This window comes from Exiguobacterium sp. UBA6309 (assembly GCF_002439205.1).
In the GTDB taxonomy this organism is placed as follows: domain Bacteria; phylum Bacillota; class Bacilli; order Exiguobacteriales; family Exiguobacteriaceae; genus Exiguobacterium_A.
In genome coordinates, this window is the sequence record NZ_DJTL01000009.1 from 242374 (window position 1) to 256875 (window position 14502).

The window sequence follows — 14502 nt, forward strand, 5'->3', positions numbered from 1 at the left end:
TTTCTAGCTTCGTGCCTCATTTTTTAAAATATAATGTTTTAATACTTGTTTTTTCGGCAATTACTCTAAGTGTAATCGTTACATCAATATATGAAAACGATTTACATGCAAATCGAAAGTGAAAACGATGAATCGTTCATTTAATCTCTATCAAGTGGTCTAATCTTCTAGTCCTTTCAATGAATGATTTCTTTTTTTTCACTTTCACACGTGTTTATAACTGCCTGAAAACAGGTAAAACTAATATGTAGAGGAGTTGTTTAAAAATGGGATTCTTATGGGCATTAATCGTTGGTGGTCTCATCGGTTGGATCGCAAGTTTAATCATTGGAAAAGATGTACCGGGCGGCATCATCGGTAACATCATCGCTGGTTTCATCGGTTCGATGATCGGTCAAGCCATCTTTGGTTCAATGGGACCAAAAATCGCTGGTTTCGCAGTCATTCCGGCTATTCTCGGAGCAGTCATCTTGATCTTCATCGTTTCACTTATTCTCCGGGCAGTACGCAAGTAATCATAAATTTTAAATTGAAAAGGAGTGTTTTAAATGGGATTCTTATGGGCATTAATCGTCGGCGGTATTATTGGTTGGTTAGCAAGCTTGATTTTAGGTAAAGATGTTCCAGGCGGTATCATCGGTAACATTATCGCTGGTTTCGTAGGTGCAATCATCGGTCAAGCATTATTTGGAGATTGGGGTCCAATGGTTGCCGGATTCGCAATCGTTCCTGCTTTACTCGGAGCTATCATTCTTATCCTTATCGTATCGTTCATTCTCCGTGCGGTGAATAAACGATAACCAAAAATCCTCGGACGTTCTGTCCGAGGATTTTTTTAGTCTTTTAATTGTAACCACATGCCGTCTTCTCGCTCGACGACTCGTTTTTCTGCTCGTAAGTTCAACCATTCGAACACACCTTCGAGAAAACTAGACGGATATTCCCAAACGGTACCGACTTGCTCTCGCTTCTTTCGTTCTGGTTTTCCAGCGACAGCTTCCAATTCATCCGGAGTCTTATTCAATCGGATCAACAATTCTTGCACCTGACCCGACTGATAGGTCACTTCATATCCATCGTATCGTGCTCGGTTGGCAACAGTCGAATCAGGCGTACCGAACGTATTCTCGAACGAATCACGCGAACGTCCGAGATAGCCCGTCATCGTATTGATACTTTTTCCAGTTCGCGCTTTCACTTCCGTCTCAAGTAATGTTTTGATATCGACTGCATATTCGTTTGATACAGTCGTATTGAACTGATCAGCTAATTTAAAATCAACTGCCGTATTTGGTTCATCACCGAGTTGAACGGTTTTTGAGTCCTGAACGGTCTGTCCTGATTGGTCGGCGCTCACCTGGACATCATATTCTCCTGGAGAACGCTTGATTTCTAGTGATGTTCCATCCATCGTTCCAATGACTTCCCCGTCTAATGATACTTCTGTTTTAGGGACATCACTTGAAACGATCAGTCGTTGTGGATTCAGATCGAGAGAATACCGGTCATACCAAAGCCATCCATCCTCTTTTTGTAACGTAAATAGATGTGCCTTTACTTGTTTACCAGAGTCTTGATCCTGTTTGACTTGTTTGATGACCCGATCTGTTCGTTCTGATTCAGTCGTCAACCAAGTAATGAGTCGTGTCGCCTCACTCATCGGTAATGGTTTATCGTTCATCGTGACTAGTTGTTGGAATCCACGCTGATCCTTTTCCTTCAATAGAGTAGCAAGCCGCTCGTCCGTTTTCTCCATTTTTGCCGCCTCTTGCATGTTGCGCCCAAACCAAAAGGCAACTAACAAAAACAGACATGCGATAAAGGCGCTACCAATGAGTAAACGTCGTTTTCGTTTTTTCTGTGCCGTTGAGGCTATTCGTGATGCCATGCACTTCGCTCCTTTTTTTCCATTAGCTGTATGGTCTTAAGTGTATCGGGTTCAAGTTGACTGTCAATCGTGCGGAAGGCGGAAACTTTCCGTATACTAATATTATCTTACCCAAAGGAGTGACTGTTCCATGCAAAAAGAATCATGTATCTTCTGTAAAATCGCTCGCAAAGAAGTTCCTGGTCATATCGTATTTGAGAACGAAACCGTTCTCGCCTTCCTCGACTTGTCACAAGTGACGAAAGGACATACGCTCGTCATCCCAAAACAGCATGCCGATAATATGTATGATCTCTCGCCTGAACAGGCACAGGACGTGTTTGCGACGATTCCGCAAATCAGCCGTGCGCTTCAACAAGAGACAGAGGCAGCTGGTATGAACCTTCTATCCAATACAGGAAAAGTAGCGGGTCAATCAGTCTCACACTTCCATTTGCATCTCATTCCTCGTCACGATAAGCAAGACGGATTCGGCGCGAAGTGGGAAGTCCATAACGACGAGTATACGGCAGAAGAATTGGCTGAGCTCGCAAATTCAATCGCTTCGCATATCTAAGGCTGTTCTTTTTCTTCTCTCCTTAGAAAAATATTGCCGAAATAGGTTTCTTTCATTCAATTTTCGGTAAAATAATATGAAACAAATATTTTAATATTAAAAAGGAGGTTTATCATGTCGAAGCGTCCCGCCCGTAACTGGGTCGCTTTTGGTGCTACGCTAACACTTGTGACTTTTTATGGTCTGAAGGCGCTTCGCCAAGGTACGAAAAGCGACTCTTCGAACGGTCATCAACGTCGAAATTCTTATTCTACAATCGTAACGAATGTGCAGGATTTGACCCACGAGGGCAAGAACTTAGTAGAGACAGCAAAAGCGTCTGGTATGCACTTCAAGGAAGAAGTCATGCAGAGCGTCTCGGAATACCAAACGGAAGTCCAAGCATCGCTCACGAAGATCCAGTCTCTCGCTGATGAAGCGAAACAGGAAGCAGACCAGCTTTCTCCACAAAAGTAAGATCCGTTGCTTCGATTTGTTTTTGTATAGTTTGCATTTTGCGCGTTTGAGCCATTGTCACCTTTCGAAAGGATGAGTCAGATATGGAACACGAAAAGTTATATCCTGGACAAGAAGCATTATTGTATAGCCATAAAATTGTCCAATTAAGCAAAGCACTATGGAAAACGGTAGAAAAAGATTGGCAAAATTGGATCAAGCCTTTTGATCTGAACATTAACGAACACCATATTTTATGGATTTCGCATGCCCTAGGTGGTGCCTCGATTTCTGAGATTGCGAAGTATGGTGTCATGCACGTCTCGACGGCATTCAACTTCTCGAAGAAGTTAGAGGACCGCGGATTGTTGACGTTCTCGAAAAAGGAAACTGATAAACGAAATACCTATGTCCAGTTGACACCGGCAGGCGAATCGCTTTTACTCGAGACGATCCAAGCATTCCGTCCCGAAGAAAATGGCGTCTTCCGCGCATCACTTCCTCTTCAGGAATTGTACGGTAAGTTCCCAGAACTGACGGATATTTCTGCAATCGTGCGTCGTTTGTATGGAGACAGCTTCATGGACATCTTTGCCGAGACATCGAAGATGATCACGGAAGAAGCAGATCGCCGTCCGCAAGATCCTGTCATGGACTCAATAAAAAAAGCATAAGCATACTATCATCAAAAGCGTTTTAGCCTTCAGCTAGAATGCTTTTTTTAGGTCTTATTTCCTCATGACAGGGACATTACTACTATGTCTCAAGAGTGTTATTTCCCTCACAATTTCCCATAAAAATTATCCTCACCCGACTACCTGGATGTGATAGCATGGAAAAGAGCAAGTATCTCTTGGCATGACAAGATACAGCTGTCAACCAAACGAGAATATGATATGATAAAACGGTTGAAATAAATGGTAAATTAGGGGTGTATGTATGAAAAAGAAATTGCTAGGCGCAGCAGCAGTCGCAAGTGTATTTACGTTAGCAGCATGTGGATCAAATGACGAAGCCGTCATCAATTACAAAGGTGGCGAAGTCAACAAGGCTGACGTCCAAGATGAAGCATACGAAAAAGCTGGTGCTCAAATCGCCTTCCAGCAAACGATGAACAAATTGCTTGAAAAGAAATACGGTAAGGAAGTCACGGACAAAGAAGTCGAAGCAGAAGTCAAGAAAACAAAAGACCAGTTCCCGGATAAAGAGCAGTTCAGCTCAACACTGAAATCTGCTGGAATCAAGAACGAAAAAGAATTCGAAAAAGTACTTCGCACACAAATGCTCTTAACAGAAGCAAAATCTGCGAAATCCAAAGTAACAGATAAAGAAATCCAAGAGCGTTTCGATCAAGAAAAAGTCGAAGTCAAAGCAAGCCATATCCTTGTTGCGAAAAAGTCAGAAGCAAAAGACATCAAAAAGCAATTGGATAAAGGCGCAGACTTCGCGAAACTTGCAAAAGAAAAATCAACAGATACAGGTAGCGGTGCAAAAGGTGGAGACCTCGGGTACTTCACAAAAGGTAAGATGGTCAAGGAATTCGAAGATTACGCGTTCAAGGATGGCGTTGAAGGTAAAATCTCCGATCCGATCAAAACACAGTTCGGCTATCACATCATCAAAGTAGTCGATCGCAAAGAGAAGAAAAACTTCACGCTCGATAAAGAAAAAGCACGTATTAAAAAAGCACTTGCTGAAGAAAAAGCAGCACAAGTCAACCCGAACGATATTTATCGTTCACTCATGAAAGAATACAATGTCAAAGTCGAAAACAAAGATTTCAAAGACGCTTTCGATCTAGACAAACAAGAACAACAACAAATGCAACAACAAATGATGCAACAACAGCAATAATCAAAAAAAGGAAGCCATGACGGCTTCCTTTTTTACGTTGTTTTTCATAGAGTAAGGAATTAGCGAACCGTTCGAATCGGAGCTCGTTCATATTGCTTTGGCAAGGCGACCGTATCTCCTAGTTCGGCTGCCGCATGATAGACCCAATAAGGTTGGCGAAGAAGTTCACGTGCGAGCAGGACGATATCTGCTCGACCGTTACGGACGATCTCTTCTGCATGAGCTGCTGTCGTAATCAATCCAACCGCTCCTGTTGCCATGCCTGTCTCTCGTTTCAATTCTTCCGCATAGCTCACTTGATAGCCCGGATATACTTCCGGTACAGCATTGGCGACGACAGCACCTGAACTACAGTCGAGTAGGTCGATGTTACGTGCTGCTAGTTCTTTCGCAAGTGGAATATAATCCGCCGTCGTCATTCCACCTGTTGCGTGATCCGCTGCTGAAATTCGGACCCAAATCGAGAGCTGTGAGACTGCTTGAATTCCATCAATGATTTCTAACAACAAGCGCATCCGATTTTCAGTCGATCCGCCGTACTGGTCTTCTCGAATATTCGATAACGGAGAGAGGAACGTGTTCAATAAATAACCATGTGCGCCATGGATTTCAATGAAGTCATATCCTGCTCGTTCCGCTCTTAATGCTGCATCGATGAACTGTTGTTTGATTGTCGCGATTTCCTCAAGTGTCAATGCATGTGGATGCATATACGTATCATCAAACGGTAAAGCGCTCGGTGCGACGGGTGGTTCTGCCGTCGTGCTTTTACGCCCGGCATGGGCCAGTTGGATCCCCGCTTTTGCGCCCGCTGCTTTGACTTGCTGTGCGATTCGTTGTAATCCTTCGATATGTGCATCTGACCAGATCCCAAGGTCCCCAGCTGAAATGCGACCATCTGGCGTGACAGCACTCGCTTCTAAAATGACACCACCGACGCCTCCCATTGCACGGGTTGCATAGTGTGTGACGTGCCAATCCGTAACGAATCCATCTTCTTTTGCACTGTACATGCACATTGGCGCCATAATGACCCGATTGCGGAATGTCAACGTTCCGAGTTGAACCGTATCAAACAACTTCGTCTTCATCTTTTTTCCCCCTTATAGCTTCGGACGGTAAAAAGCACGATTATCTAGTGCGAATGATCGTTCTGAGAACTGTCCCGGTTCGACATATTCCAGAAGACGATCCATCATCGTCATTCGCGCATCGAGGTTATCGATCAAGAACAAGACTTCAGCCTCACGCATTTGTGGTGCTACAGCAGATCCCCATTCCGGTCGTCCATGATGGCTTAAGACGAGATGTTGCAAGACAGTCAGTATTTCTGCGTCAATTTGTAATTCTGCTCCGACTTTTTCGAGTTCCGCTACCATCATCGTAATATGACCGACGAGTTTACCAGGCAACGTATATTCCGGTGCAACCGGATCGGATAACTCCTTGATTTTCGCATAATCGTGTAGAATGATGCCACTGATTAGCACGTCACGGTTTAAGGTCGGATAGAGTTGAGCGATTTGATCCGCTAAGCGCAACATCGAAAGGACGTGGTATGACAGCCCCGAGTAAAAAGCATGATGGTTCTTGACCGCTGCCGGATGCGTGAAATAGGTATCAAATCGTGAAGTAATCAAATGTTTAACGAGCTTTTTCATGTCACTGTTCTGAATCGATTCTACGAACGCGAGTACTTCCGTCTCGATCTGCTCTCGCGGAATCGGTGCGGATTGGACGTAGTCCTCGACATTCGTCTCCTCTAGGACCGTGATTTGTTTGAGCTTCAGTTGTGTCCGTCCCCGATAGTCCATGACTTCTCCAGCAGCATGGACGATTGATTTCGGCGCATATTTTTCAAGATCACTCGTATCCCACATCTTCGTCTCGATTTCGCCTGTCTTATCCGTCAAGATGAGCGTCAAGTATGGTTTCCCATTTGCTGCAATTCCTTTGACTGCTTGCTTGATCATCGCTCGTTGATCGAGCGTTTCTCCAACTGCTAACTTCCCGATTCCTTTCATACTTGAAACACGTCCTTTATCTGTAAAATAGGTGTCTTTTTTATATTCCATTGACTACACTTAAGGCATATACTATTTCATTCTACTATATGGGAGTCATGAACATGGAACTGGAACCTCAATTTAATTGGTCACGCTATCTCGATTTAGCTGACTATGAACAAACCTTTCCGACGGCTGCCGTCGACCAATCCGAAATGGACTGGATCACACAGCTGCGATCGAAAGACATGAACTTCACCCGCTCAGAAAAAGGGATTCTCTATGGCGCTGTCGTCACCTGGCAAAATCCTGTCGACAAAAGTGACCGCCGCTCGATTTACTTTTACGTAACGAAAGAAAAACTCATCACAATCGGATTGTCGGATTCAATCGTGTCCCTGGTCGCTCCCTATTCTCCCGCGCATCCATTCGCGGCTTTTTATACGATTCTTGCTTTACAGCTGAACACGTATTTCGCCGGTATCGATCAGTTTGAGACGGAACTGTTCTCAAGACAAGATGAACTGCGCGGTAGCATCAATGAAGATTCACTCGATAGCATCTTCGCTTTACGCGACACGATCGAGAACTGGTCCGATTTAATCGTTCCGTTTCAAGAGCTCGTCATGGCTGGCGAAGAATCATTTCTCGATGAGGACGCGTATCTCGAGGATCTCTCGTTGAAACTAGCTACGAAACGTGTCCGCCGTCTGTTGATGCTCATCGAACATTATCAAAAAGACATTGAGGTCCTGCTCGACTTATCGACGACCGTCTCGAACTTCCGTGGAAACGAAATCATGAAGGCATTAACGATCTTTACTGCCGTCGCGACACCAACGATGGCCCTCGGTGCGATTTGGGGGATGAACTTTAAAATCATGCCGGAATTAGAATGGAAATACGGCTACGCCATATCCCTCGGTCTAATCTTTTTATCGACCGGTGGCATCTTCTACTGGATGCGCTGGCGTGGATGGTTAGGCGCTCTTGTACGGATGCCAAAGAACAGTCGACCAAAAAAATAGATATCAGAACATAAGTTCGTTATACTAATTGTATCATATCTACTGAAAGGAGACGCTTGTCCGATGGAACGAAAAATTATTCATATTGACATGGACGCCTTTTACGCTTCCGTCGAGCAACGCGATCGTCCTCGATTAAAAGGTGTTCCCGTCGTCGTCGGTGGACCGCCTCATGCCCGTGGTGTCGTAGCGACCTGTTCCTATGAAGCACGGAAATACGGCATCCATAGCGCGATGCCGTCAAGACGCGCCTTTCAGCTGTGCCCTCGTGCGGTCTTCATTCGCCCCCGCTTTGACGTCTACCGGGCTGTCAGTGCGCAAATCATGGCGCTTTTCCGAGAAGTGACCCCCCTCGTCGAACCGCTCTCGCTTGATGAGGCGTATCTTGACGTCACGGAAAATTATTTCGATCAAAAAAGTGCGACGTATATCGCGCAATATATCCTGAAACAAATTAAAGAACGAACGGGTCTGACAGCCTCTGCCGGTGTCTCTAACTCTAAGCTCGTCGCGAAGGTCGCTTCCGGATACGAGAAACCGAACGGGATGACCGTCGTTCCACCAGAAGAAGTTTTCCGTTTCTTGTCTCCATTGAAAATTGGAGATTTACATGGCGTCGGAAAAGTCACGGAACAAGCGTTACGAAAACAAGGGATTGAAATCGTCGCAGATGTCCAAGCAATGCCGGTCGAACAATTACGAGCATTGCTCGGACGCGATCGCGGAACGGAACTGCATGCAATGGCGCATGGCATCGATGAACGTCCCGTTCGTCCGGAACGCGAGCGAAAATCAATCGGTTCTGAGACGACCTTCGAAGAAGATACGGAGGATATCGATACGATATTCGAGACGTTGATTCGAGAATCAAAATCCGTCATTGCGAGTCTTCAAAAAAAAGAACTCGTCTGCCGAACAATCACGATCAAGTGGAAGACCGATACATTCCAGTCACGTTCGAAACGGCATACATTTTCAGAAGAGACGGCGGACGAAGAACGATTACTTGAGGAAACAACGAAACTGTTCAATGGCATTACCTTCGATGGACCAATCCGCTTGATTGGTATGACGGTCAGTCACCTCACAGCTCCTCCCGCTGCGAGACAGTTGACGTGGCAGGACTTGGACTTACGCTTGTGAAATGAATAGCGATTCATTATACTGAGTACAAGACCAATCAGACAAGGGGGAACAAGTATGCAGTATACGATTACAGTCTTTTCAGATCGTGGTGAAACGTTACTCGATGACGTCTTTGAAGCAGAGACGGATGGTCAGGCACGAGAAGAAGGGATTAGACGCTTGAATGAAAGCGGTTATGCCCATCATGCAGCTCGCATCACACGTTCAGGTCGTCTCATTCATTTCGAGCGCGCTTACTTACCACGAATCGTTCCTGCTTCATCTTAAACCATACTAAAAAAGGAAGACGCGCTATATCGGCACGCCTTCCTTTTGTTTACTTATTGCACGTCGTCTTGTTGCTCCATCATCGGCGCGTAGAGTTCTTCTAACGGCTTCATGATGATTTGTGTGACTTCCGTCAGCATCGTATGCATCCGTTGCTCTTCTTGCATCAGCTGACTGATCAATGGATTGTTTTGTACTTCAAGCATCTTTGTTTGTGCAGATGCCATATCGTCTGGTGTAATTTCTTCACCTTGCATCTGTTTTTGTTGTAATTCGAGTTGGATGTTACGGAACGACGCGAACAATTCGTTTGATTCCGGATCTGCGTTAACTTGCGTATACAAATCTTTTAATGTCGTGTACTCCGAAGTTTCGCGTAATGCACGCTCCAGCGTGTACGCGTGATCGTATAAATTTGTTTCTGCCATGAGTAAAACCTCCAATTTGTTTAGACGAGATAAAGCCCCGCCTGTATCAATCCAATTAAACCACCTAACAACCCTCCAAGCCAAGTGATAGCACGGAATTCCCGCTTGGAAATCGATAAGACGATTTCCTCGAGATACGCAGTATCAAGCAAATCAACCTCTTCTCGAACGATTGTTTCGAGATCGAGCGTCTGAAGGATCTGCCCGATTTGATTCGTCGTCCGTTCGAATAGATGATCGATGATGACAGGTACATGTTGCTCGAGTAATTGTGACTCGAGTGGATTCAACCAGACGCGTAGCGGTGTATCAAGCATCGACTCAATCGGTAAACGTGCCATGACTTGTTCTTTGACGGTCTGTCGAATCCGCAACTCCGTCTCTTCCGTCATATAGGATGAAAGCGGACGATCCAGTCCCTTTTGCCATTCCTGACGTAATAAGGCAAGAATGAACTGAGACGTCGACTCTGATTGAAGTACCCTTTTCAGCTCCGGCTGAATCATATCGACGATGTTGACATTTGCGAGCAACATCCCGAACATCCCGCCACCCAGTCGCTGTTGGATGAAACGAGCAACGGTTTCCTCGAGTTGTAGACGTCCTTCTGGTCCGTCAAAGTATGCTTCTGCTTGGTGTAATACGGATGCGACGAGTCGCGGCATGACTTCTTCGATTTTTTGTTCTCCGCTTGCTCCGATCAAGTCGCGTACGGATTGCTCCCGCCATTTATTCATCAGACGCGAAAACTCCTGCTCCAAGTGATAACTGATTTTCCCTTGGATCCGTTGTTTTGGTTCATCAATGAAGCGACTGATCCATGCTCCTGTCGTCTCTTCCGAGCGTGTCCATTTCATGACTTCTTGTTCGACAAGACGCGTGACGGCTCCACGAACAGTTGGTGATGCGAGACGTTTCCCGATCCCTTCTGGCGTCAAGAGATGCTTGACGACCGTCCGTCCGAGATTTGCTGCCAGTTCATTCCGTCGTTTTGGAATCAGACCAGGCGTGAATGGTACGCGAAATTTTCCAATGTATTTCGGTTCAAGTGGTCGAAACAACATTCGGATCGCCAAATGATTCGTGACCGCTCCGATAAGAGCACCGATGATGACGATTCCAACAAGCTTCAACACGATTAACAAAGTGTCTGACATAAGTTATCATTCCTTCCGATTTTCGACTTATGGTAAAGTCGAGATAGTTAGTTATGTACGATTTAGGAGTGATGCCGTGTGTTACGACAACTGATGACTGTATTCAATGACCAGCTTACGACCGATCCGAATCTGTATTGCCAGGAACAGTATAGCGTATATCGTCTTACAGATGGGCTTTGTTTTGGGATCAAGACGACTGCCATATCCGACCGTGAACAACAACTGCTTGATGTATTTGCCGAGCGCATCATCACGACGTCGCGGTCAGATATCGATCTATGGCGAGAACGTCTCCAATCTGCTCATGCTGTGGAAGATCGACCATTTCGACTTGTCCACTTTTTATTTAATCCCACTGATGAACGTACGAGTGAGGAAATTCAACAGCTGCTCTCCTCTTTCTTTTCGCAGACGAGTACGCTCATTCCTTTCAGTACTCATCGTTTTACGATCATCGAACGAGAAGAATTCGTTATTGAGGCAGAACTACACGATTTATTTTTAGCACTACAATCTGATTTTGTGCTCGATGGTAAGGTGTTGCTTGGTCAACAGCGTGCTACCGGCGACATTGCCGTTCAATTCCAACTCGAACAAGCAGCGCTCACCTCCGTCCCTTCCATGCAAATCGAACGTTTTTTACCTGCCATGACTCGTCTTGCAAGTCTAGATGACCAGTACCGCGCGACACTCGTCGACCAGTTCGTTCTGTCCCTCGAGCCAGAGTCTCGTGAGACGATCCTCGCTTTTTGCCGAGCTAACTTGAATGTCTCTTTGACAGCAAAACATCTATACTTACATCGGAACAGTCTCCAGTATCGACTTGACCGCTTAACGGAACAGACAGAAATCGATGTCCGGTCGTTTGAAGGAGCTACTTTCCTTTATACCTTGCTACTTGTAGCATGATGCCTAATTGAAAACGTTTGCATTTAGTCAGGTTGTCCATAGGCAGACTACCTGACTTCTTTTATACTATTTCTTGTAAGCGTTATTATTTCATCATTTACATTAGGGGGAACTACACATGGCTGAAATTCGTCTTGAACATATCGATAAAATCTACTCAGGTGATGCAAAAGCGGTTGATGATTTCAATCTGCATATTAAAGATAAGGAATTCATCGTCTTCGTTGGACCATCTGGTTGTGGGAAATCGACGACACTCCGGATGATCGCTGGACTTGAAGAAATCTCAGGTGGAGACTTTATCATCGACGGTAAACGCATGAATGATGTAGCGCCAAAAGATCGCGATATCGCGATGGTCTTCCAAAACTACGCTTTGTATCCACACATGAACGTCTTCGATAACATGGCGTTCGGATTAAAGCTTCGGAAGTTCCCGAAAGATGAAATCAAGCAACGCGTTGATAACGCAGCTCGTATCCTTGGTCTTGAAGAGTATCTCGAGCGGAAGCCAAAAGCACTCTCTGGTGGTCAGCGTCAACGGGTGGCGATTGGTCGCGCCATCGTTCGTGATGCTAAAGTCTTCTTAATGGATGAGCCGCTCTCGAACTTGGATGCTAAATTACGTGTACAAATGCGTAAGGAGATCATTCAGTTACACAAACGTCTTGAGACGACGACGATTTACGTCACGCACGATCAGACGGAAGCGATGACGCTTGCGACACGGATCGTCATCATGAAAGCCGGAATCATTCAACAAGTCGGTACGCCGAAGGAAGTCTATGATCACCCGGATAACATGTTCGTTGCTGGATTCATCGGTTCACCATCGATGAACTTCTTGACAGGTAAACTGGCAGAAGACGGTCTTTTCCAGGTTTCAGGAACAGAAGAGAAATTCGAAGTGCCAGAAGGAAAAATGAAAGTTCTCCGCGACCGCGGTTACACGAATAAAGATCTCGTCCTCGGAATTCGTCCAGAAGACATCCATGCGGAATTGATCTACCAAGACACTAAAACAGCACATCGTTTCCCAGCGCATATCGAAGTTTCTGAATTGATGGGTGCAGAGTCTTATCTCTACTCAAAAGTCGGACAACAAGCATTCACGGCACGTGTCGATTCACGTTCACATGTCGAGATGGGATCACAGCTTGATCTCTTCTTCGATATGACAAAAGCACACTTCTTCGATGCTTCAACAGAAGCAACGATTCGTTAATCACATCATCGATCAGTTATGATGTTTCAGACTGTCCATTTAAGGGCAGTCTTTTTTTATTGACAGACGTTCCTGTAACTTTGTATGATACTGCTTGTAGCTTAAAATTAATCCTATTCGAAAACTAGGAATTGAAATCATTCATTTATAAAAGGAGAGAGCGCTATGAAACACGGTTTGAAATTAGCTGTAGCAGCATTATCGACAGCGGGGGTGCTTGCAGCATGCGGCGCTTCGAACGACAACGCAGGTTCTGGTAAAGAGTCAAAAGTCATTACAGTCGGAACGGAAGCAACATACCCACCATTCACGTACAAAGAAAAAGGAAAATTGATGGGTTATGACGTAGATGTCATGAACGAAGTCGCAAAACGTGCTGGCTATAAAGTCGATTACAAAGCGATGGACTTTAAAGGACTCATCCCGGCACTCGATTCAAAACGAATCGATGTCATTGCGAACCAAATGGGGATCACACCTGAGCGTCAAGAAAAGTACGCTTTTTCTGATGCGTATACAGTCTCTGGTTCAACGATCATCGTCAACAATAAAACGAACGACATCAAAACACTCGACGACTTAAAAGGAAAGACAGTCGGTTCGACACAAGGTTCACTCTATGCCAAAACGGCTGAAGAAGCTGGCGCGAAAGTGAAATACTACAAAGGTGCGAACCAAGTCTTAAAAGATCTTGAAGCAGGTCGTGTTGATGCAGCCATGAACGATCGCCTCTTCGTTTTGACGGAGTTGAAAAAAGCGGGTTATAAAGTCAAAGCTGTCGGTGAGACGTTCGATAAGAACGAATCTGGCTTCATGATGGCGAAAAATAGCAAGTATACAAAAGACTTCAACAAAGCACTCGCTGAGATGCAAGAAGACGGCACTCTTGCAAAAATCGGTAAGAAGTACTTCAACGAGGATATCAGTAAGTGAGTGAATTACTGACGATCGTCCGAGATAACTCGGACGTCTACGCAAAGGCGATTGGCACGACCCTTCTAGCAAGTGGTCTCGCCATCGTCTTTGCGCTTATTCTCGGGTTGATTCTTGCCGTCATGCGTGATAGCCGCGTTGCCGTTTTCAGCGGTTTTGCACGTTTATACGTCTCGTTCTTCCGCGGAACGCCACTCTTGTTGCAAATCTTGATTCTTTATAATGGTCTCGTCACGCTTCAATTGACTGGATTCCAAGCGCTTGCCTTCGGTTTGTCGCTTCACTTTTCCGCATATATTTCGGAATCGTTCCGCGCTGCCATCTCCTCTGTCGATCGTGGACAATGGGAAGCTGCTGACTCACTTGGAATTCCGCGTCGCAAGACATTCAAGGACGTTATTTTGCCGCAAGCACTATCTCGAGCGATTCCACCGCTTTCGAACTCTGTCATCGATATCATCAAGTCGACATCACTTGGTACGATCGTTGCTGTAGAGGAATTAACGTACGTCTCTGACCAGATTTCAGCGACGACATACCTCGTCATGCCGCTACTTTTGTTCTCCGCTGCTATTTACTGGATCATGTCAACACTTATTCAAAGCGTCCAGCATCGTTTAGAAGCACGTTTCAGCATTCCAGAATGAATTTTTCACACTTGGAACCG

Annotated in this window: 18 protein-coding genes; 13 read left to right on the plus strand and 5 right to left on the minus strand. The window is 45.3% G+C overall.

What is annotated here, in order from left to right; all coding sequences use genetic code 11:
- Positions 1-266 precede the first annotated feature (266 nt).
- Together B3M90_RS02415 and B3M90_RS02420 are read left to right on the plus strand one after the other, a co-directional pair.
- Positions 267-515 carry a GlsB/YeaQ/YmgE family stress response membrane protein gene (locus B3M90_RS02415; RefSeq protein WP_087679753.1) on the plus strand — a complete coding sequence of 83 codons (249 nt, stop codon included), beginning with the start codon at positions 267-269 and terminating at the stop codon, positions 513-515.
- A 33-nt stretch (positions 516-548) separates the two neighbouring features.
- Positions 549-800 carry a GlsB/YeaQ/YmgE family stress response membrane protein gene (locus B3M90_RS02420; RefSeq protein WP_087679752.1) on the plus strand — a complete coding sequence of 84 codons (252 nt, stop codon included), beginning with the start codon at positions 549-551 and terminating at the stop codon, positions 798-800.
- Between the two features lie 35 nt (positions 801-835).
- On the opposite strand, the gene B3M90_RS02425 is transcribed toward B3M90_RS02420, so the two are convergent.
- On the minus strand, positions 836-1888 hold the full coding sequence (locus tag B3M90_RS02425) for a TcaA second domain-containing protein (RefSeq protein WP_214856752.1): 1053 nt from the start codon (positions 1886-1888) through the stop codon (positions 836-838).
- A 130-nt stretch (positions 1889-2018) separates the two neighbouring features.
- Here B3M90_RS02425 and B3M90_RS02430 point away from each other — a divergent pair, with 130 nt between their 5' ends.
- From B3M90_RS02430 to B3M90_RS02445, 4 genes are all read left to right on the plus strand, one after another.
- The gene (locus tag B3M90_RS02430; RefSeq protein WP_214856754.1) at positions 2019-2444 is read left to right on the plus strand and encodes an HIT family protein; all 426 of its coding nucleotides are present in this window, start codon (positions 2019-2021) and stop codon (positions 2442-2444) included.
- A 114-nt stretch (positions 2445-2558) separates the two neighbouring features.
- The gene (locus tag B3M90_RS02435) at positions 2559-2900 is read left to right on the plus strand and encodes a hypothetical protein (protein WP_214856756.1); all 342 of its coding nucleotides are present in this window, start codon (positions 2559-2561) and stop codon (positions 2898-2900) included.
- Positions 2901-2983: 83 nt separating this feature from the next.
- Positions 2984-3553 carry an HTH-type transcriptional regulator Hpr gene (locus B3M90_RS02440; RefSeq protein ID WP_035409411.1) on the plus strand — a complete coding sequence of 190 codons (570 nt, stop codon included), beginning with the start codon at positions 2984-2986 and terminating at the stop codon, positions 3551-3553.
- 265 nt (positions 3554-3818) lie between these two features.
- A complete protein-coding gene (locus B3M90_RS02445) occupies positions 3819-4733 on the plus strand; it encodes a peptidylprolyl isomerase (protein WP_290755147.1) in 915 nt (304 codons plus the stop codon).
- A gap of 59 nt (positions 4734-4792) precedes the next feature.
- Here the strand turns inward: B3M90_RS02445 and namA are convergent, their stop codons facing one another.
- On the minus strand, positions 4793-5824 hold the full coding sequence (namA, locus tag B3M90_RS02450) for an NADPH dehydrogenase NamA (protein ID WP_214856762.1): 1032 nt from the start codon (positions 5822-5824) through the stop codon (positions 4793-4795).
- A 12-nt stretch (positions 5825-5836) separates the two neighbouring features.
- On the minus strand, positions 5837-6757 hold the full coding sequence (locus B3M90_RS02455; RefSeq protein WP_290782454.1) for an HD domain-containing protein: 921 nt from the start codon (positions 6755-6757) through the stop codon (positions 5837-5839).
- A 104-nt stretch (positions 6758-6861) separates the two neighbouring features.
- On the opposite strand from B3M90_RS02455, the gene B3M90_RS02460 reads away from it, so the two are divergent.
- The 3 genes from B3M90_RS02460 to B3M90_RS02470 all read left to right on the plus strand — a co-directional run bounded on the left by B3M90_RS02460 (position 6862) and on the right by B3M90_RS02470 (position 9180).
- A complete protein-coding gene (locus B3M90_RS02460; protein WP_214856764.1) occupies positions 6862-7767 on the plus strand; it encodes a magnesium transporter CorA family protein in 906 nt (301 codons plus the stop codon).
- A gap of 63 nt (positions 7768-7830) precedes the next feature.
- Complete coding sequence (gene dinB / locus B3M90_RS02465) at positions 7831-8910, plus strand: DNA polymerase IV (protein WP_290782430.1); 1080 nt, start codon at positions 7831-7833, stop codon at positions 8908-8910.
- Positions 8911-8967: 57 nt separating this feature from the next.
- On the plus strand, positions 8968-9180 hold the full coding sequence (locus B3M90_RS02470; protein WP_290782431.1) for a YhzD family protein: 213 nt from the start codon (positions 8968-8970) through the stop codon (positions 9178-9180).
- Between the two features lie 53 nt (positions 9181-9233).
- Here B3M90_RS02470 and B3M90_RS02475 read toward each other — a convergent pair whose 3' ends face one another.
- Complete coding sequence (locus B3M90_RS02475; RefSeq protein WP_023467337.1) at positions 9234-9608, minus strand: YlbF family regulator; 375 nt, start codon at positions 9606-9608, stop codon at positions 9234-9236.
- Positions 9609-9628: 20 nt separating this feature from the next.
- Positions 9629-10765: a DUF445 family protein gene (locus tag B3M90_RS02480; RefSeq protein WP_290755160.1), complete on the minus strand. Its 1137-nt coding sequence runs from the start codon at positions 10763-10765 to the stop codon at positions 9629-9631.
- A gap of 78 nt (positions 10766-10843) precedes the next feature.
- Between B3M90_RS02480 and B3M90_RS02485 the strand changes: the two genes are divergently transcribed.
- The 4 genes from B3M90_RS02485 to B3M90_RS02500 all read left to right on the plus strand — a co-directional run bounded on the left by B3M90_RS02485 (position 10844) and on the right by B3M90_RS02500 (position 14482).
- The gene (locus tag B3M90_RS02485; protein WP_290782433.1) at positions 10844-11677 is read left to right on the plus strand and encodes a helix-turn-helix domain-containing protein; all 834 of its coding nucleotides are present in this window, start codon (positions 10844-10846) and stop codon (positions 11675-11677) included.
- Positions 11678-11795: 118 nt separating this feature from the next.
- Positions 11796-12902: an ABC transporter ATP-binding protein gene (locus tag B3M90_RS02490; protein ID WP_214856770.1), complete on the plus strand. Its 1107-nt coding sequence runs from the start codon at positions 11796-11798 to the stop codon at positions 12900-12902.
- 165 nt (positions 12903-13067) lie between these two features.
- Positions 13068-13835, plus strand: coding sequence for a transporter substrate-binding domain-containing protein (locus B3M90_RS02495; RefSeq protein WP_214856772.1), 768 nt, complete (start codon positions 13068-13070; stop codon positions 13833-13835).
- Positions 13832-14482 (plus strand): amino acid ABC transporter permease, encoded by a 651-nt coding sequence (locus B3M90_RS02500; protein ID WP_035409432.1) that lies wholly within the window; start codon positions 13832-13834, stop codon positions 14480-14482. The genes B3M90_RS02495 and B3M90_RS02500 overlap by 4 nt, the downstream gene beginning before the upstream one ends.
- The last annotated feature ends 20 nt before the right edge of the window (positions 14483-14502 follow it).